Annotated in this window: 15 protein-coding genes; 8 read left to right on the forward strand and 7 right to left on the reverse strand. The window is 51.5% G+C overall.

What is annotated here, in order from left to right:
* Window positions 1–14: 14 nt before the first annotated feature.
* A complete protein-coding gene (locus CWE23_RS07065) occupies window positions 15–320 on the forward strand; it encodes an STAS domain-containing protein (RefSeq protein WP_126819883.1) in 306 nt (101 codons plus the stop codon).
* Entirely contained in the window at window positions 320–2,005 is a 1,686-nt protein-coding gene (locus CWE23_RS07070; protein WP_126819884.1) for a PP2C family protein-serine/threonine phosphatase, read from the forward strand. The genes CWE23_RS07065 and CWE23_RS07070 overlap by 1 nt, the downstream gene beginning before the upstream one ends.
* Here the strand turns inward: CWE23_RS07070 and yciH are convergent.
* Genes yciH through CWE23_RS07085 form a run of 3 tightly spaced genes read right to left on the reverse strand, consistent with a single transcriptional unit; the run spans window position 1,986 to window position 3,831 of the window.
* Window positions 1,986–2,321 (reverse strand): stress response translation initiation inhibitor YciH, encoded by a 336-nt coding sequence (gene yciH, locus CWE23_RS07075; protein ID WP_126819885.1) that lies wholly within the window; start codon window positions 2,319–2,321, stop codon window positions 1,986–1,988. The two genes, CWE23_RS07070 and yciH, sit on opposite strands and share 20 nt — an antisense overlap.
* Window positions 2,322–2,327: 6 nt before the next feature.
* Window positions 2,328–3,083 (reverse strand): hypothetical protein, encoded by a 756-nt coding sequence (locus CWE23_RS07080; protein ID WP_126819886.1) that lies wholly within the window; start codon window positions 3,081–3,083, stop codon window positions 2,328–2,330.
* Between the two features lie 58 nt (window positions 3,084–3,141).
* Window positions 3,142–3,831 (reverse strand): sensor histidine kinase, encoded by a 690-nt coding sequence (locus CWE23_RS07085; protein WP_105306791.1) that lies wholly within the window; start codon window positions 3,829–3,831, stop codon window positions 3,142–3,144.
* Window positions 3,832–3,933: 102 nt separating this feature from the next.
* On the opposite strand from CWE23_RS07085, the gene cysB reads away from it, so the two are divergent.
* Window positions 3,934–4,908 carry an HTH-type transcriptional regulator CysB gene (gene cysB / locus CWE23_RS07090; RefSeq protein ID WP_105306790.1) on the forward strand — a complete coding sequence of 325 codons (975 nt, stop codon included), beginning with the start codon at window positions 3,934–3,936 and terminating at the stop codon, window positions 4,906–4,908.
* A 28-nt stretch (window positions 4,909–4,936) separates the two neighbouring features.
* Here the strand turns inward: cysB and CWE23_RS07095 are convergent, their stop codons facing one another.
* From CWE23_RS07095 to pabB, 3 genes are read right to left on the reverse strand one after another with little or no spacing between them, the layout of a single operon-like run.
* Window positions 4,937–6,310 carry an L-serine ammonia-lyase gene (locus CWE23_RS07095; protein WP_105306789.1) on the reverse strand — a complete coding sequence of 458 codons (1,374 nt, stop codon included), beginning with the start codon at window positions 6,308–6,310 and terminating at the stop codon, window positions 4,937–4,939.
* Window positions 6,311–6,369: 59 nt separating this feature from the next.
* The gene (locus CWE23_RS07100; protein WP_105306788.1) at window positions 6,370–6,984 is read right to left on the reverse strand and encodes a CoA pyrophosphatase; all 615 of its coding nucleotides are present in this window, start codon (window positions 6,982–6,984) and stop codon (window positions 6,370–6,372) included.
* Window positions 6,981–8,417, reverse strand: coding sequence for an aminodeoxychorismate synthase component I (pabB, locus tag CWE23_RS07105; RefSeq protein WP_126819887.1), 1,437 nt, complete (start codon window positions 8,415–8,417; stop codon window positions 6,981–6,983). Before pabB ends, CWE23_RS07100 begins: the two co-directional genes overlap by 4 nt.
* 139 nt (window positions 8,418–8,556) lie before the next feature.
* Between pabB and CWE23_RS07110 the strand changes: the two genes are divergently transcribed.
* Window positions 8,557–10,080 carry a fumarate hydratase gene (locus CWE23_RS07110; protein WP_105306786.1) on the forward strand — a complete coding sequence of 508 codons (1,524 nt, stop codon included), beginning with the start codon at window positions 8,557–8,559 and terminating at the stop codon, window positions 10,078–10,080.
* A gap of 3 nt (window positions 10,081–10,083) precedes the next feature.
* The gene (gene rmuC, locus CWE23_RS07115) at window positions 10,084–11,406 is read left to right on the forward strand and encodes a DNA recombination protein RmuC (RefSeq protein ID WP_241970573.1); all 1,323 of its coding nucleotides are present in this window, start codon (window positions 10,084–10,086) and stop codon (window positions 11,404–11,406) included.
* A 409-nt stretch (window positions 11,407–11,815) separates the two neighbouring features.
* Here rmuC and cysZ read toward each other — a convergent pair whose 3' ends face one another.
* Window positions 11,816–12,556 (reverse strand): sulfate transporter CysZ, encoded by a 741-nt coding sequence (gene cysZ / locus CWE23_RS07120; RefSeq protein ID WP_126819888.1) that lies wholly within the window; start codon window positions 12,554–12,556, stop codon window positions 11,816–11,818.
* A 115-nt stretch (window positions 12,557–12,671) separates the two neighbouring features.
* On the opposite strand from cysZ, the gene smc reads away from it, so the two are divergent.
* The 3 genes from smc to ligA are packed head-to-tail and all read left to right on the forward strand — an operon-like array spanning window position 12,672 to window position 19,159.
* Window positions 12,672–16,139 (forward strand): chromosome segregation protein SMC, encoded by a 3,468-nt coding sequence (gene smc, locus CWE23_RS07125; protein WP_126819889.1) that lies wholly within the window; start codon window positions 12,672–12,674, stop codon window positions 16,137–16,139.
* Between the two features lie 25 nt (window positions 16,140–16,164).
* Window positions 16,165–17,106: a cell division protein ZipA gene (gene zipA, locus CWE23_RS07130; RefSeq protein WP_126819890.1), complete on the forward strand. Its 942-nt coding sequence runs from the start codon at window positions 16,165–16,167 to the stop codon at window positions 17,104–17,106.
* Between the two features lie 28 nt (window positions 17,107–17,134).
* Window positions 17,135–19,159: an NAD-dependent DNA ligase LigA gene (gene ligA, locus CWE23_RS07135; RefSeq protein ID WP_126819891.1), complete on the forward strand. Its 2,025-nt coding sequence runs from the start codon at window positions 17,135–17,137 to the stop codon at window positions 19,157–19,159.
* The last annotated feature ends 2 nt before the right edge of the window (window positions 19,160–19,161 follow it).

The raw sequence follows: 19,161 nt of genomic DNA on the forward strand, positions 1-19,161 counted from the left end.
AAAATGAGGCTGTTATGGGTGTAACACGAGAGTTTTCGGCGGACCAAAAACAGTTGGTCATTGCCATCAAAGGAAAGTTTGATTTTAGTCTGGTACAGGAATTTCGGCAGGCTTACAGCCATGTTGGTGAGACGCAACCACTCATTATTATCGACTTGCGTGAAACCGAATACCTCGACAGCTCGGCGTTAGGTATGTTGTTGAATATGCGTAAATCGCTAGGCAATAGTGTACGGGGCATCCAGTTAATTAATGCGCGCCCCGAAGTTAAGCGCATTTTGGATATTTCGCGGTTCGATAAAATTTTTACCATCAGTTAATGAAAATTCTGGTTGTTGATGATCAAAAAGCCAATCAAATCATGCTTGAGGGGCTTCTGACCAGTATTGGGCATAAGGTGCATTGTGTCGATAACGGTCAACAGGCGTTGGATGTATTTGCCGAGGTAAAACCACAAATCGTCTTGCTTGATGTGATGATGCCGGTGTTAAATGGCTTTGAAACAGCGCCATTACTGAAAGAACTGAGCGGTGATGTACACCTACCGATCATTTTTATTACCGCATTAGACGCTAAGGATACGTTGTTGCGCTGCCTGGAAGTTGGTGGCGATGACTTTCTCAGTATTCCGTTTGAGCCGGTGGTGTTACAGGCAAAAATTAATGCTCATGCCCGGGTACGGGAGTTGAGTTACTCGCTGGCACAAAAGAATAAAACGCTAAAGTGGCACTCTAACCGGATGGAACGTGAGCAGGCCATTGTCCGTCATATGCTGCACAATGCACTGAGCGAAAATGAGCTCGACAAACCCTATGTAAAATCCTTTCTGCGTTCAGTTTCTACCTTTAACGGCGATCTCTGTTTGGGCAAAGAAGGTCCGTTTGGCAATTATTATCTGTTTGTCGGTGACTTTACTGGCCACGGACTGGCGCCGGCAACCGGAACCCTGCCCATTGCACAGGCATTCTTTGGTATGGCAGAGCGCGGCATGTCAGTGAGCGATATGGCCACTGAATTTAATCTGCGGCTGTTAAAGTTGTTACCCGATGACATGTTCTGTGCCGCCTTGATCATCGAGCTGTCGCCGGGAGGAGAGCGGTTAACGTGCTGGAACGGCGGTATACCCGACGCTCTGGTGATTAATCGACACGGACAGATTGAGCATCGTATTCCGCCACGTCATATGGCGTTGGGGATTGTTCCCGAGGAGCAATTCGACAGTCAGGTCGAGCATTTGTTTGTGCGCGCTGACCAGACACTTATTGCGTTTACCGATGGCGTGGTCGAAATGCAATTGGCGGACGATAACATGCTTGGTGAGCGCGGCTTTGAAAAATTATTGGCCGATGCCTGGCAGCAGGGGGAAAATGGGTTTGCCACTGTCCGCGACCAGCTCTTGGCAATGATGGAGGCGAAACAGCAAATTCATGATGATGTGTCCCTGATCGCTCTGCAGTGCCAGCGACAGCCGCCGGTAAGAACAGAACAACCGGTGGTGCATAACCACTTACCCTTTACGTTAACCGTGACCATCAGCAAACGCGAGGTGATGCGGCTCGATCCGGTCCAGGAGCTGGTTGATTCGCTCGGCAAATTGGATGCCTTAAAAAGTCACAAAACCACTTTGTATCTGCTGTTTGCCGAGTGTTTTAACAACATTCTTGACCACAATGTGCTGCAGATGGATTCGACCATGAAGGACGAACTTGGCTTTGAGCGTTATTATTTAGAGCGGCAGCGGCGACTCGAGCAAAATGAACATTTTTGTGTTGAAATTGTGATTCATTACTTGCCAGAGGAAGAATTTATCAGTTTCGATATCAGCTCAAACGGCCTTGCGCCATACAGTCCAAAAGCGTCCACCGGTAAAGCCTCAGAAAGCAACGAGGAGGCGCTGTTTGGGCGCGGTCTGCAGTTAATTGAAACTTTTGCGGGTAAGGTGGAATGGCGTGCCGAAGGGCAGGTGTTGCACGTTGAGTACGACCTCAGCCGCCCGCCCTTTTAACCCGGTAGCCCTGTTTGGTCAGCCACTGCTCAGCCGCGTCACGTTGATCGCCCTGTAACTCGATGGTGTAGTCTTTGACAGCACCACCGACACCGCAGTGTTGTTTCAAGGTTTTAGCAATAGATTTCAGTTCCTGCTGCGGAGCAGCTATGCCACTGACAATGGTGACGCCCTTACCCTTGCGGCCTTTGGTCTGACGCTGTAGCCGAACAATGCCGTCACCCTCAGGAATCTGTTCAGGTTGCGGTTCGGGGTCGACTTTGCCACTGTCAGTAGAGTACACCAATTGGCTCAGTTGGTCTTTCCAGTCTGTCATTACCGCTTACCACTTTTTCTTCGGTTGGAATAATTCTTCAAGTTCGTCTTGCTTGCGATTAGCCGCATCACGAGTATTAACGTCACGCAATTCGTTGGTGATCTGCTCCAGTGCCTGGTCGATCACCTGGCTACGACCTTCGATATAGTCATCGCTGTACGTTTGGTCCTCGAGCATTTTTTGCGCTTTTTCATAATACTGTCGTGCGGAACCCAACATATGTCCCTGATACGCGTTTTGACCTCGACGAATCAGAGTTTCTACACTGATCTTTAACTGCAACTTCTGCAAACGGGCATCTTCGGTGGTGTAAACACCGCTGTCAACCTTGCCGCGGGTGTGCTCGGAACGCAGCGCGCTGCGTAAACGCTTGAGGGCATTGATCATGGCGATGATTTGTTTATCGTTATGAGGCAGCTCAAAGCCTTCGGTGATCAGTGACGTGTCATTGCGATCCATTTGTTGCAGGCGTTGCGCATAATCATTTATTCGCGCTTTGTAGTCATCGCTTGGGCTGACTTCGTCCATACCCTCTAACAGCTCTTTGGCGCGGGCATTGAGTACCGCTAACATTGACTTACCGATCGGAAAGTAACTGGCCATGTTGAGTAAATCCTCAACTTGCTCCAGGGCAGCCCTAAATTTAGCCAGTTTCTGCCGACGCAGAATATCTTGCTTTTGTTTGTGCTGTTGCACAGCGCCTATCATGACCGCCAGTATTGCAAGCAAAACGATCAGCGAGATGATAATGGTGTATAACATGCGTAATCCGAGTCAATGCTCATATTGTTTTTATCATTAAACGGTTATGGATAAACCTTTAGGGCAACACTAATTTAAACACACTACCACCTAAGTGTCCGCCATTTTGCAGTGTAATAAAACCTTTTTTACCGTTGCGTTCGTGTGCACTGGCAATTTGCTGAGCAAAATACAGTCCCAGCCCAGTGCGGGAGCTGTTCTGCGGCTGCGGAGCCTGTAGGGTTGGCACCGCTGCCAGCATGTGCTCAGGATAACCCGGGCCATTATCACTCACGCGAATCGTGACTTCACCGGTTGGCCCCGATTCCGCCTCAATAGACAGGCTATCGGCGGTATAGCGCATTGCATTAATGACGATATCATTTAACAGGTTAACAATAAGGTCACGATCACAGTACGCCGGACAGTTATCGCTCACATCAATGCTTAGGTTAATGCCACGCTGCTCGACATAAAGCTCATTGTTCATCACCACTTCTTCGATAATTTCATCCACAAAGTGGCGTTCAATATTCAGCGAATTGCTGTGTTGCTGGTGACGATACAACTGCAGTAATTGGACCAAATTGGCGTTAATGCGTTGTGCTTCATAATAAATATTGGCGACATCACTGCCAAGTTCCGGATCATCGACGCGCATGACCACGGCTTCCAACTGTTGCAACACCAGCGCTAATGAATTTTTCATATCATGCACTGAGCTGGCCAGTACGGTCGTAAAATCGAGTTGTCGTTGTGGCTCATTCATAGTAACTGTTGGTCGAGACCGTTATTTAGTGTTTGGCATAAATAAGTAATTTACTATAGTATTTTCGCATAACCTAGTTTGGCAACGGCAGGTCGCGTTAGAATGAAATTACAGCAATTAAGATACATTGTCGAAGTTATGAACCATAATTTGAATGTATCTTCGACGGCGGAAAGCTTGTTCACGTCGCAACCTGGTATCAGTAAGCAGGTGCGGATGCTGGAAGATGAACTGGGCATTCAGATTTTTGGCCGTACCGGCAAGCACCTGACACACATTACCCCAGCCGGTCGGGAAGTGATTGATATTGCGCAGCAAGTGCTGGAACAGGTCAATGCCATTAAAGCCGTTGCGGCTGAACATAATCAGCCAGATTGTGGCAAGTTGAATATCGCCACCACACACACTCAGGCACGTTATGCGCTGCCGTCCGTCATCAGTCGGTTTATCAAGCAGTATCCGAAAGTGTCGCTGCACATGCACCAAGGTTCACCACAACAGATCAGCGAGGCCGCTGCTAAAGGGCGCGCCGATTTCGCCATTGCTACCGAAGCACTGCATTTGTATCAGGATTTGATCATGTTGCCGTGTTATCACTGGAACCGTTCGATCATCGTCACTCGAGATCATCCGCTGGCACAACTGAGCAAACTGAGCATTGCCGATATCAGCGAGTTTCCACTGGTTACTTATGTGCATGGGTTTACCGGACGTTCGGAATTGGATCGGGCGTTTGCGGCGGCCGGCAAAGAGCCTCATATCGTCTTTACCGCAACCGATGCCGATGTGATAAAAACCTATGTGCGCATGGGTATTGGTATCGGTGTGGTGGCCTCGATGGCCTACAACCAAGCAGAAGATAAGGATCTGGTGGCCATCCCGGCGCACCATTTGTTCGAACCGAGTACCACCAAGATAGGTTTCCGTCGGGGGACTTTTCTACGCACTTATATGTATGATTTTATTGAAAACTTTGCGCCGCACTTGACTAAGCCACGCGTTGAGCAGGCGATGCGTTTAAAAACCCATGAGGAAATCGAGCAACTATTTGCTGAGGAAGAACTGCCGACGCTGTAAGCCACTGCGTCGGCAGGCTGTCATGCGCTTAACATTCGATGATGTTAACCGCCAGGCCACCGCGGGCCGTTTCTTTGTACTTGGTTTTCATATCGTTACCGGTATCCCACATGGTCTTAATGACTTTATCCAGAGACACCTTATGATTACCGTCGCCACGCATAGCCAAACGCGCCGCGTTGATGGCTTTGATGGCGCCCATGGCATTACGTTCGATACAAGGCACCTGAACCAAACCACCAACCGGATCGCAGGTCAGTCCCAGATTATGTTCCATACCAATTTCAGCCGCGTTTTCTACCGTGCGTGGTGAACCACCGGTAAACTCAGCCAAGGCACCGGCTGCCATCGAACAGGCCACACCCACTTCGCCCTGACAGCCGACTTCGGCACCGGAGATGGACGCGTTCTTCTTGTAGAGAATACCGATAGCGGCGGAGGTAAGCAGAAAACGCACCACCGCATCTTCATCCAGTTTCTCAATAAACTTATCGGCATAGCTCATTACCGCAGGAATGATACCCGCAGCACCGTTCGTTGGGGCCGTTACGATGCGGCCGCCGGCTGCGTTTTCTTCATTCACCGCGAGGGCAAATAAATCCACCCAATCCATGAACTGCATCGGTTCGGTGGTTTTTTCTTTCTTCAGGCGCTGGTACAGCGCCGAGGCACGGCGCCGAACTTTTAAGCCGCCGGGCAGAATGCCTTCGGTACTGATGCCGTTTTCGATGCTTTGCTGCATGGTACGCCAAATCTTCATGAGCCCCTGACGAATCTCGTCTTCGCTACGAAAGACTTTTTCGTTAGCCATCATCAGCGAGCTAATGCGCAAACCGTGTTCTTCACAATGTTCGAGCAGTTCGGCCGCCGTATCAAACGGGTACGGAATCGGCTTGCTCGATTGCTCAATGGCTTCTTCCAACGTTTCGTCGAAATCTTCATCGCGCACGATAAAACCGCCGCCAATTGAATAGTACAAGTCTTTGTACAGCACTTCGCCGTCTTTCAACAGACGCAATTCCATCGCGTTAGCGTGCTTAGGCATGGTTTTGCGACGGTGAAACACAATCGCACCCTGGCGCGGGAAGTGCACCGGGTATTCGCCAAGCAGGTTAAGTTGCTGGGTTTTGTCGGTTTGTTCTAAAAAGTTGTCGACGTTGTCGGTATCGACGGTTTCCGGCAGTTCACCCGCCAAACCGAGGATCACCGCTTTACCGGTGCCATGGCCTTTACCGGTTTGGCCGAGCGAACCAAACAATTCCACTTCGACGCCATTGGCCTGTTGGAGGTGGCCGGCTTGTTTGGCGGCATGCAGAAAGTCATAGGCTGCACGCATCGGTCCGACGGTATGAGAACTGGATGGGCCGATACCAATTTTGTAGATATCAAAAACACTGATCATTAATTGTGACCTATCTCGATTAAATGTATTTACAACTTATTGTCGCACGCTTTGCGGACTTAGTTAAGGGGGCGCAGCTTATGGCGGAGCTCAGGTTGTAACTGTTCTGCCAACTCGCGCAAAATGCCGGCAGTTGCTCCCCAAATATTACGATGTTGCCAGGGAATAAAATACACCCTGTCGTAGATAAATTTGCGAATGCGATAGGCATAATGATTGTTGAGATCAAGAATATCCGCAAGCGGCACCTCAAAAATCTCTGCCACTTCACCGGCTTCTGCGACCAACGGTTGTTGGGGCGTCACAAAACCGACAAAGGGGCGAATCATAAAGTTACTCAGCACCGGGTAGTCCTGCAAACGCCCGATCACTTCCACCTGTTGCCGGGGTAAGCCAATTTCTTCTTCGGTTTCGCGCAGCGCGGTGGTGAGCAGGTGCTGGTCCTGGTGCTCGTAACGTCCGCCGGGAAAACTGATTTGGCCCGCGTGTTGGCGCAGCTTCGCCGAGCGTTGGGTCAGAATCAGTGACAGCCCATGCTGGCGCTCAATGATCGGGATCAGCACCGCTGCCGGCCGCAGCCGCTTGCGTAACGGTTCGTCAACCCGTCGATTGACCGGCGCATGGGGGTGCAGGTTAAAACGCCGGATAAAATCCTGCCGCGTTCTGATGCTCATGGTTGCTCCAGTACCGGTAAGATGCGCGCCACTTTGTCCAGCGTTTCCTGGTACTCGGCGGCGTCTTCTGAGTCAATCACTAAACCGCCTCCGGCCCAGCAGTACAGCGTATTTTGCTCGGCTAGGAGGGTGCGGATGGTGATACTGCTGTCGCTGGCACCGCACAAGGAGAAATACGCCATAGACCCACAATAACAGGCGCGACGATTGGGTTCGAGTTCTTCAATAATTTCCATGGCCCGAACCTTAGGTGCGCCGGTGATTGAACCTCCGGGAAACGCGCCTTCGAACAAGTCAAACGCGGTGTTGTTGGCCCCCAGGGTACCAACAACGGTGGATACTAAGTGATGAACCGCCGGAAAGCTCTCGATGGCAAACAAATGCGGTACCTCGATGCTGCCGGGGGCGCAACTGCGGGATAAATCATTGCGCAGCAGATCAACGATCATGAGATTTTCGGCCTGATCTTTAGCGGATGCCCGCAATTGCTCCTGCTGCCGTTGATCCTGTTGCGGATCCGGATGACGTGGGCGCGTGCCCTTAATGGGCTTAGTCTCAACTCGTCGTTGACGGTCGACCGCCAGAAAGCGCTCCGGCGAAACACTAAGAATCGCGCTTTGTGGCAGTCGCATAAAGGCCGAAAAAGGAGCGCCGTTGACACGACGCAAAGCATCATAGGCTTGCCATTCGCTACCTTCGTAAGCGGCCGAGAAGCGTTGCGCCAAATTAATTTGATAGCAATCACCGGCGGTGAGGTAGGCCTGAACCCGAGCGAAGCGGTCACTGTATTGTGCGCGGCTTAAATTACTTTGCCATGGTGCCGTTAGGGTAAAGGGCCGTGTTGCGCCTGCTGAGGCTTTGTTTAGCCAACTGTCAAAATAAGCCTGGTGGTGACCGTCGGCAGCTAACACCCATAATTGTTGCCGTTGTTTGTCGACAACCAACGCTTCGGTATAAAAGCCCAGGCCGGCATAAGGCAATTGGTATTCGGTTGGATTCAGTGCCGGCAGGTGTTCGATTTGACGGCCCAGATCATAGCTTAAATAACCGGCAAAGCCGCCGTTAAAGGGCAGTTCAGTATGCGGCTCTACGCTGATGGCCGCTTGCAAATCAACAAGAATGGCATTGGCGGCCTGTAACAACGAGCGGTCGCTGCAATAGCTTTGCAATCGTTCAGCATCGGCTGCTGCGTGAGCGTTCAGTAATACTTTGGCGCCGCGCTCGGTGGCCTGTAAAAAAAATTGCGGCCGCCGTAATAAAATATGAAAGCGGCTGTTGGGATGGTTGTCGGCGGCGGAGTCGAACCACAGCAGATAATCTTCCTGCTGATGTTGCGCCACACGCGCTTTTACCCAGTCATCAATCGTGCCGCTAGTCTGAGCAGCGAGTGCGTTGGTAAAATTCTGCCATCTAAGCGTTAACCCTGAGAGCACCGCAGTATCTTCCTTATCGCTGTTTTTGGCGAGTATATCACAGCACCTCAGTGACTGGTCAGCGGGCGATTAAAACGCTATTATGCGGGCTGTTATTAAGGATTTACGTTTGCATGCCCAAACCATGAGGTGTTGTTGGATGGCTACTATTCGTCAAAGCGACTTTATTGAAAGCATCGCAGATGCGTTGCAATACATTTCTTACTACCACCCGTTGGACTTCATTCAAGCATTAGATGAAGCCTATCAACGCGAGCAAAGCGAAGCCGCGAAGAACGCGATCGCGCAAGTACTGACAAACTCACGGATGTCGGCGCAAGGGCATCGTCCGATTTGTCAGGATACCGGTATCGTCACCTGTTTTGTCAAAGTAGGTATGGGCGTGCAATGGGACAAGACCGACATGACCGTGCAGGAAATGGTCGATGAAGGTACTCGCCGCGCTTACACCAATCCGGATAACCCGCTGCGAGCGTCGATTGTGGCTGATCCTGCCGGCGCGCGTAAAAACACCGGTGACAACACGCCGGCTGTTGTGCATCTCGATATGGTCGCCGGTGACAAGGTTGAAGTGATGATTGCCGCCAAAGGCGGTGGTTCAGAAAACAAGTCGAAAATGGTGATGCTGAACCCCAGTGATTCAATCGCCGACTGGGTGGTTGAAACGTTACCGAAAATGGGGGCTGGCTGGTGTCCGCCGGGTATGCTGGGTATTGGCATTGGCGGTACCGCCGAGAAATCAGCGGTACTGGCGAAAGAGTCGTTAATGGATCCGGTTGATATCCATGAACTGATTGAGCGTGGCCCGCAAACGGCCGAAGAAGAACTGCGCCTGGAGATTTTTAACCGGGTGAACGATCTGGGCATCGGTGCTCAGGGTTTGGGTGGATTGACGACGGTGCTGGATGTAAAAATTAAATCCTTGCCAACTCACGCCGCGTCGAAACCGGTCACCTTGATTCCGAACTGCGCGGCGACCCGCCATGTTCACTTTACTCTGGACGGTTCAGGGGTTGCCGATTTAACACCGCCGAAGTTGGAAGACTGGCCGGATGTTACCTTTGAGCTCGGTGACGATGCGCGTCGCGTTAACCTTGATGAAGTGACGAAAGAAGACATCCAGGACTGGAAAATGGGCGAAACCGTGCTGCTGTCCGGTAAATTATTGACCGGTCGCGACGCGGCGCATAAGCGCATTAAGGACATGATTGAGAAAGGCGAAGCGTTGCCGGTTGATTTTAATAATCGCTTTATTTATTACGTCGGCCCGGTTGACCCGGTGGGTGACGAAGTCGTTGGCCCGGCAGGCCCGACGACCTCAACGCGGATGGATAAATTCACCGACTTAATGTTAGAAAAAGCCGGTATCATTGGCATGATCGGCAAGGCTGAGCGTGGGCCGCAAGCCGTTGAAAGCATTCGTCAGCATAAAGCCGTTTATTTGATGGCCGTAGGTGGTGCCGCTTACCTGGTGGCGAAAGCGATTAAGCAAGCAAAAGTGGTTGCGTTCGAGGATCTGGGTATGGAAGCCATCTACGAATTTGAGGTGGAAGACATGCCGGTAACGGTCGCCGTGGATAGTGAGGGGAACAATGCCCACACGGAAGGACCGGCCATCTGGAAAGTGAAAATTGCTGATATGCGTGATAAAGCGGGAGCTTAATCAGTGGCAGCGTTTCTGACACAAGAGGGTATCACCGCCTGGGTGATACCCTTATTTTTTGTGCTACTGGTGGTGCTACTGGCGGCGGTCGTTGTGTGGATGTCACGCAATCAGAACCGGCGTCTGCAACAGCAGTTGCAGCAAACACAAGCGCACAATAACGAACTGAGAGAACGGGCTCAGTATGCGGAAGCGCAGTTACAGACGTTGCGCGCCACGGCGATGCAGGAGCGCCGTAACGCCGATGAAAAATTGCGCTTATTACAGGCATCCGAAGAGCGTTTGTCGCAACAGTTTGAGAATTTGGCCAATAAAATTTTTGAACAAAAATCGCAGGGCTTGCAACAGCAGAATCAGCAAACGCTAAGCGCTACGCTGGAACCCTTCAAGCAACAGTTAGAATCGTTCAAGCGGCAGGTGCAACAGCAATACAGCGACGAAACCAAAGAACGCAGTGCATTGCGCAGCGAGTTAATGAGTCTGCGTGAACTCAACCGACAAATGGCGCACGAAGCCGAAGCCCTGACCCGCGCGTTAAAAGGTGACACCAAACAACAGGGCAACTGGGGCGAGTTGGTGCTGGAACGGATTCTGGAACAGTCGGGATTGCGCGAAGGGCATGAGTATCAAACCCAGAGTCATCATCGCGATGAAGACGGTAAGTCCTTCAAACCCGACGTAATCGTGCATTTGCCAAACCAAAAAGACGTGGTCATTGACTCCAAAGTCAGTTTGTCGGCCTATGAACGTTACTTTAACAGTGATGATGAGGCGGAAAAAGAGCGCTTGCTGCAAGAGCATGTGCAGTCGTTAAAACAGCACATCAAGCAGCTTGGTAAGAAAAACTATCAGCAACTGGAAGGCTTACGGACGCTCGACTATGTGCTGATGTTTGTGCCGGTCGAGCCGGCCTTCTTATTAGCCGTGGACCGTGAACCCGAGTTGATAAAACTGGCACTGGAACAGCAAATCATGCTGGTGAGTCCGACTAACCTGTTGGTTGCACTGCGCACCGTCCACAACATCTGGCAGTATGAATACCAAAATCGTAACGCCGAGAAGATCGCCATTGATGCGGGCAAGCTGTACGACAAGTTTGTCGGCTTTATTGAGGATTTGGAAAAAGTCGGTAGCAGTCTCCAGACATTGGATAACCGCTACCAGGAAGCAATGAAAAAGCTCTCCAGCGGCCGTGGTAACCTGGTCAGCAGAATCGAGAAATTCCGTGAGATGGGGGTGCAGACGAGTAAACGGATTGCCAATGAATGGCTCGATGACGACGACTCAGACGCGGATTCCAAATCGGTGCCACACGACCGCAAATAAAACGTTGCTCGTTAATCAGTACCATGCACAACTTGTGCTCAACCGGCCGGCTTTGGCCGTCAATGGTATGGGAGTTGAGCTTTAGCGTCAGTTGCAGACGATTGTCATCGTTGGCAAAACAAAGCGCTGCAAAGGCCTGTTTCAATTGTTGTTGAGACTCGGGGCCATGGCAGTTGAACCAACGCAACGGCGGGCACAGCCGCTGTTGGTTGGGTAGGTTATAGAAAGCTTGCAGGGCATTACTGAGCAGCAATACCCCATGTTGTGGCTGATACAAATAAACGTAAGGGCTCGTCTGGCGCGCATCCATATCGCTGTCCTTCCTGATCTAACAAAACCAAACTGTTGGTTGTTTCAGTTTAAAAACAGCGCCGCAAAATACCAGTGACTGCTGACTGACGTCGATGTACTACTGTAGCGCTTTGGCGCGGTAGTGATCGACCCACAATGATGTGGCAGCAGCGATGGCCAGTGGCATGACGATAAGATTGATCAGCGGAATCATGGTAAGCACCGTAATACCTAAGCCAAAACTCAAGGACTTACCTTTTTGCGCGCGTAACTCGAAGCGCATACGGGTAAACGGCAGTTTATGATTGTCGAATGGGTAATCGAGATATTGAATCGCCATCATCCAGCAAACCCAGACAAACCAAATAACCTGGCCGATAACGGGGATAAGCAGAGAGAGCAGGAAAAAGCCGAGGGCGCGTGGAATAAAATACGCCATTTTCTGAAATTCACGGCCAAGGGTGCGCGGAATATCTTTGATTAGGCCGGCAATGCCATCGTCGGCGATGCTTTGTCCACTCTCGTACTGTTCGACCTTCTCGGCCAGTAAGCCATTGAAAGGCGCAGCAATTAAATTGGTCAGCGAGGTAAACAGAAAATAAAACATGCCAATAATAAAAATCACCAGCAACGGATAAATCAGATACTCCACCCATTGGAAATAACCCGGTAGCCATTCCATTAACTGGGTTGTCCACTGTTGTGTGGTCACCGTGAGCCAGTAGATAGCCGCACTAAACAGCAGTAAATTAACCAGGATCGGAATGATCACAAAGCGCTTTAAGCCTTTGCTTTGGATTAATTGCAGGCCACGTGCTAAATAGGCGAAACCGTTGTCACTGTAGATGGTCGTGCGCATGCTAACATCGTCCTTTTGACTAGCGTATCTGAGTACCTTTAATGCTAAGATAGTAGCGCGAGCAGGCAGTGGATGCATCCTTGAAATTGTTACAAAACACGATATAACAACAATAATGCGGCTAAAACATATAAAACTGGTTGGCTTTAAATCCTTTGTCGACCCTACAAAAGTTCCGTTTCCCGATCAAATGACGTGTGTCGTTGGCCCGAATGGCTGTGGCAAATCGAACGTCATTGATGCGGTGCGTTGGGTGCTGGGTGAGAGTTCTGCCAAAAATTTGCGCGGTGACGCCATGACCGATGTCATTTTTAATGGCTCAACGGCGCGCAAACCGGTTTCTCAAGCCAGTGTTGAACTTGTGTTTGATAACGAAAGTGGGCGCATCCAGGGCGAATATGCGGCGTTTAAAGAAATTTCAGTAAAACGTCAGGTAACCCGTGACGGGCAGTCGAATTATTTTCTCAATAACAGTAAGTGCCGCCGCCGGGACATTACCGATCTGTTTTTAGGGACGGGACTTGGCCCGCGCAGCTACGCGATCATCGAACAGGGGATGATTTCCCGTCTGATTGAATCAAAACCACAAGAGCTGCGGGTATTTATTGAAGAAGCCGCGGGGATTTCGAAATACAAAGAACGGCGCCGCGAGACCGAGAACCGAATTGCGCATACCCGTGATAACCTCGAGCGCATCAGTGACGTGCGCGAGGAACTCGGTCAACAGTTGGAAAAACTGCAACGTCAGGCTGCGGCGGCAAAACGTTATAAAGACCTGAAGGCGGAAGAGCGCCAGTTAAAAGGTGAGCTGTATGCGCTGCGCTGGTTAAAGCTTGAACAGAAACGTCAGCAATTACAGAGCGAGTTGGAGCAGCAACGTACCGAACGGGAACGTTGGCAGGCCGAGCAGACCGGTGATGAACGCGGTGTGATAGAACGGCGTGAACAGGCGGAACAACTGAAGCAGCAGGTTGATGACAAACAACAGGCGTTGTTTAATTTATCCAACCAAATCACTCGGCTGGAGCAAGGACTTCAGCATCAACAACAGTTGCAACAGCAACGTCAGCAACGGCAACAACAACTGCAGCAGGAATTGCAGCAACAGCAACAACAGAACCAGGAAGATCAGCAGCATCAACAACAACTGCAGCAGCAATACGCAGAGCTCGAGCCGCGTACAGAACAGCTCGAAGAGCAACTGCTGTTGCTTGAGGAGCAATTGCAGGAGGCTGACGAACAGTGGCAGCAATTTCAACAGCAACAACGCCAGCATCAACAACAGCACCAGCAATTGCAACATCAGCAGCAACAACTGCAATTGCAGCAGCAACGGGTTGAACAGCAATTGGAATATCTGCAGCAGCAACGTCAGCAACTGGCACAACGAGACGACCAAAGTAACTGCGAGCAGGCGCAAGCTGAGCTGGAACAGCAACAGCAACGCCTGACTGAGTTAACCGAACAACTGGAACAGGCAACCGCGCAATTGCAGCAACGTGAACAGCAAATCACGGAACTGCAGCAAGGATTACAGCGACATCAACAGCAGTTGACGGAATATCAGCGCAGCGAGCAGCAGGCCAGTGCCCGTTATGAGGCGTTACAGCAACTGTTGCAACGCCGGCAGTCGCACCTGAGTGACGCGGCGCGGCAGTGGTTGCAGCAACATAACGCGCGGCCCTTGCGTGAGGTGCTGGAGGTCGAGCCGCGTTGGCGAGGTGCCATCGAAACCTTGGTCAAGCCTTGGCTGGAGAGCTTCTGGGTTGACGCAGAGCCGTCGCAGCGGGTGCCTGAGGGGGTCAGTCTGTTGTGGCCGGCAAGCACGGTGAATGCGCCGCAGCAGCCGGCAAATTCAGCCGCTCGTGTGGTGAGTGGTGTTGCCCGGAAATGGCCACTGCTGTCGCTGTGTCTGCTGGTAGAGGATATCGGCGAAGCACAGCAACAACTGCAACAAAACCCTCAAGCTCTGCTGGCGCTAACGGTAACGGGGCAATGGTGTACTCGTTATTCACTGACAACGGAAGCCGTGGATGAAGAAGACAGTGTGCTGGCCACCCAACATGAAACACAACAACTTGCAGCGCAGATACAGCGCTTGCAACAGCAACTGACGCAGCAACAGCAGACCTGTGCCGACCATCAGCAGCGATTGACGCAGGCACAGAGCGAGCTGCAGGCGGAGCAGCAAAAGGTGCAGCAGTTGCGCACCGATGTCGCAACCGGCGAACAACAACGTCACTACGCTGAGCGACAATATCAGCAGTATCAGGCGCAACAACAACAGGCGCAGCAGCAGGCAGAAGAGTTGATGGAGCAACAATTGCAGGCGCAGGAGCAACAGCAGCAACTGCAGCAACAGGCGGAACAGCTTGAGCACCAGTTGTCACAACTACCTGCGCAGGATAACGCCGCCGGTGCTGAGCTGGAACAACGACTGCGTCAGTTACAGCAACAGCATCAGCAGTTGGGCAGCAAACAGCAACAGTTGCAGCTGGAAAGGCAACACCTGAACAGTCAGTTACAGCAACAAGAAAAGCTTCAGCAGCGTCATCAGCAGCGTCAGCAGGCACTGCTTGATGAACTTGAACAATTGGCGGCAGCGCAAAACGATGTGAATGACGAACAGGTGCAACGTGAGCAACTGCAACAATTGCTGGAACAACGGGAAGTCGCCAGCGAGGCCTTGTTGGAGCAGCGGGAGCGTTTGGCAACGGTCGAGCACGAACTGCATGAACTGAGTCAGGGAAGCTCGGTGTTACGCGAAAAAATCCATCAGATTGAACAGCGCATGCAAAACACCGAAATCGAATTGGCGAAGTTACAGGAACGAACACAAACGGTTCTGGAGGCGCTGGCCGAGACCAAAATGAGTCTTAAAACCCTGCTCCAGGAACTCAGTCATGAGGCGGACGAAACGCGCTGGCAGCAGCAACTGGATAAGGTACAAAATCAGATCAAACGGCTGGGTGCGATTAACCTGGCGGCGATTGACGAAGCGGAAACGCAAAAACAACGTAAAGACTATCTGGATCAGCAATACCATGACTTATCCTCAGCGCTGGAAACACTGGAAGACGCGATTCGCAAAATTGACAAAGAAACTCGGCAGCGTTTTAAAACCACGTTTGAGGCGATCAACAATGACCTGCAGGTGTTGTTTCCGAAAGTTTTTGGTGGCGGCAGTGCACAGCTTGAGCTCACCGATGATGACTTACTGGAAACCGGGGTTACTATCATGGCGCGCCCACCGGGCAAGAAAAACAGTACAATTCATCTGTTAAGTGGTGGAGAAAAGGCGCTAACCGCTTTATCATTAGTTTTTGCGATTTTCCGGTTGAATCCGGCGCCGTTTTGCTTACTGGACGAAGTGGACGCGCCGCTCGATGACGCTAATGTCGGGCGTTTTTGCCGATTGGTCAGTGAAATGTCCGAAACGGTTCAGTTTATCTACATCAGCCATAATAAAGTTGCTATGGAGATGGCTTCGCATCTGGCCGGTGTTACCATGCAGGAGGCCGGTGTATCGCGCCTTGTAGCCGTGGATGTCGAACAAGCCGTCGCGATGACGGAAGGCGAATAACTATAACAAAAGGGTTGGCAACTGAATGAGCAATCTACAGATAACCTTAAGTATCGTCGGTGTATTACTGATCGTCGCCATCATTGGTCACGGCCTCTGGACGATGCGCCGCAACAGTCAGCAAATGACCCGGCAGGCGCGTAAAGTCGCGGCCAAACGTCAGCAACGGGAAAGCACAGTGGATAACGGCTTTGATGATGACGGCGTGGGCTCGGTTAAGGTGGTTGATAAAACCAAAGCCAATGACCCGGTTGAACAGATGTCAATGAACCTTGATATCGACGATGATGACACGCCATTACCGTCAATGCGGGTAAATGACGATGACGTCGAACCCGCCGCGGAGGAAGCATTTAAGCTCGAGCCTGAATCAATGTCGGAGTCACAAACCGATGAGCCGCCGCAGACTTCGGTAAAGGCTTCCCGTGAGGCCACAGCATCGGCGAAACCTGAAGATAACGTCGATTCCGACACGCCGTCACAACCGGAATCGGTCTCAACGCAGCAGGACAAAGCGCCGGCGGCCAAAGCTATGGAAAAACCACAGCCGGCACAGGAAGTGATTTCGTTATTTGTAAAAGGCTCGGTGCAAGGTGCCGTGCTGTTGCAGATGATGACTGAGCTCGGTTGCAAGTTTGGCGAGATGGGGATTTTCCACCGCTATGAACAGACGTCGGGTAATGGGCCGCTGATCTTCAGCGTGGCAAACATGTATAACCCGGGTACGTTCGACCTCGACAACATTGAGAACTTTGAAACCGACGGAGTGGCGTTGTTTATGAGCCTGCCACTGGATTATGACGGCCAGCAGGCGTTCAATATGATGTTGAATGCGGCGAAAAAATTGGCGATGGAAATTCCGCAGGGGCAAGTGCTGGATGGCCAACGTCAGGTGCTGTCTCGACAGTCGATTCAACGCGCTCATCACACCATTCGCGAGTTTGAGAAAGCGCAGGCCGGTGCCTAGCCTAACCCTTTAATTGAGTTGTATTACTATGTCTGAAAAGTCGTCCGTTAAACAGCGCATCGACACCCTAACAGAGCTGCTAAGCCGATATAACCGAGAGTATTACGAGTTGGATGAACCCTCCGTTCCCGACAGTGAATACGATGCGTTATTTCGCGAGCTGCAGCAACTGGAAAAAAAAAATCCCGAATTGGCAACAGCCAATTCACCCACCCAGAAGGTGGGCAGCAAGCCGCTGGACAAATTCGACACCATTGAGCATGAAGTGCCCATGTTGTCGCTGGATAACGCATTTTCTGAAGAAGAATTCGAAGCCTTTGCGGAGCGTGTCGCGCAACGCCTGGATCGTGACCAACCGATCACCTTTTGCTGTGAACCCAAGTTGGACGGCTTAGCCGTCAGTATTCTGTACGAAGAGGGTGAATTGGTACAAGCAGCAACCCGGGGTGACGGGTACCGTGGAGAAAACATCACCGCCAACGTCAAGACCATCCGTAACGTGCCGTTAAGTTTAGCCGCCGGCGCGCCAAAACGTCTGGAAGTACGTGGCGAAGTGTTTATGCCGGTGGCCGCTTTTAATCAATTTAATGACCAGGCGCGGGCTCGCGGTGATAAAGTCTTTGCCAATCCGCGTAATGCGGCCGCAGGCAGTCTGCGTCAGTTGGATTCACGCATAACCGCCAAACGGCCGTTGCACTTTTACGCTTACAGCCTTGGTGTTATCGATGAGCAGGCGGAGCAACAGTTACCGGGCAGTCACTATCAGCGCTTACAACAGTTAGCGGCCTGGGGGCTGCCGGTGAATGAAGAGGTTAAAACCGCCGCAACCGTGGCTGAATGTGAGGCGTTTTACGAGGACATTCTGCAACGACGTGAGCAACTGAGGTACGAAATCGACGGCATTGTTTATAAAGTCGATGCCATCGCCCTGCAGAACGACCTCGGTTTTGTGGCGCGAGCGCCGCGCTGGGCTATTGCTCGAAAATTTCCGGCTCAGGAACAGTTAACCAAAATCATTGGTGTCGATTTTCAGGTTGGCCGTACCGGTGCGATTACGCCAGTCGCGCGGTTACAGCCGGTCACGGTCGGCGGCGTTACGGTCTCCAACGCAACGCTGCATAACGCCGATGAGATTGAGCGTCTGGGGGTGCGCATCGGTGATGTGGTGAGCATTCGACGCGCTGGTGATGTGATTCCGCAGGTGGTCAGTGTGATTACTGATCAACGGCCGGAAAATACTGAAGCCATTGAATTTCCCAGCCGTTGCCCGGTATGTGATTCAGAAATCGAACGAGTGGCGGATGAAGCGGTCGCGCGTTGCAGCGGTGGACTGATTTGTGCGGCGCAACGCAAAGAAGCCATTAAGCATTTTGCCAGCCGCAAAGCCATGGACATTGATGGCTTGGGCGACAAAATCGTCGAGCAACTGATCGAGCGGGACTGGGTGAAGTCGCCGGCAGATTTGTACCGTCTTACCGAACCGATGCTGGCGTCATTGCCACGTATGGGGCAGAAGTCAGCGAAAAATCTGGTTAATGCCATTGCCAGAACGCGCGAAACAACCCTGGCTAAATTCATTTACGCGCTGGGCATTCGGGAAGTCGGGGAGGCTACAGCAGCGTCTCTGGCGGCTCATTTCCAGGCGTTTGATAAAGTCGCCGAGGCGTCGATAGAGGCCTTACAGGAAGTTGATGACATCGGTGAAGTAGTGGCGCACCACATTCATACCTTTTTTGCCGAACCGCACAATCAGCAAGTGGTCAGTGAATTGCGCGGGTTTATTGCATGGCCGGAAGGCGAGGCAATTGCGAGCAAAGATGACCGCTTAGCAGGTAATACCTACGTGTTGACCGGTACCTTAGCGTCGATGACGCGTGATGAAGCGAAGCAGGCACTGGAAGCGCTTGGCGCTAAAGTCACGGGTTCGGTGTCGAAGAAAACCACGGCGGTCATTGCCGGCGAGAGTGCCGGTTCAAAACTGACAAAAGCCGAACAGCTTGGTGTTGCGGTACTGTCGGAGGATGACTTGCAGGCATTACTGGCCGGCGATTAAGC

Origin of the sequence: Idiomarina aquatica (assembly GCF_003987185.1) — a bacterium.
Classification (GTDB): Bacteria; Pseudomonadota; Gammaproteobacteria; order Enterobacterales; family Alteromonadaceae; genus Idiomarina; species Idiomarina aquatica.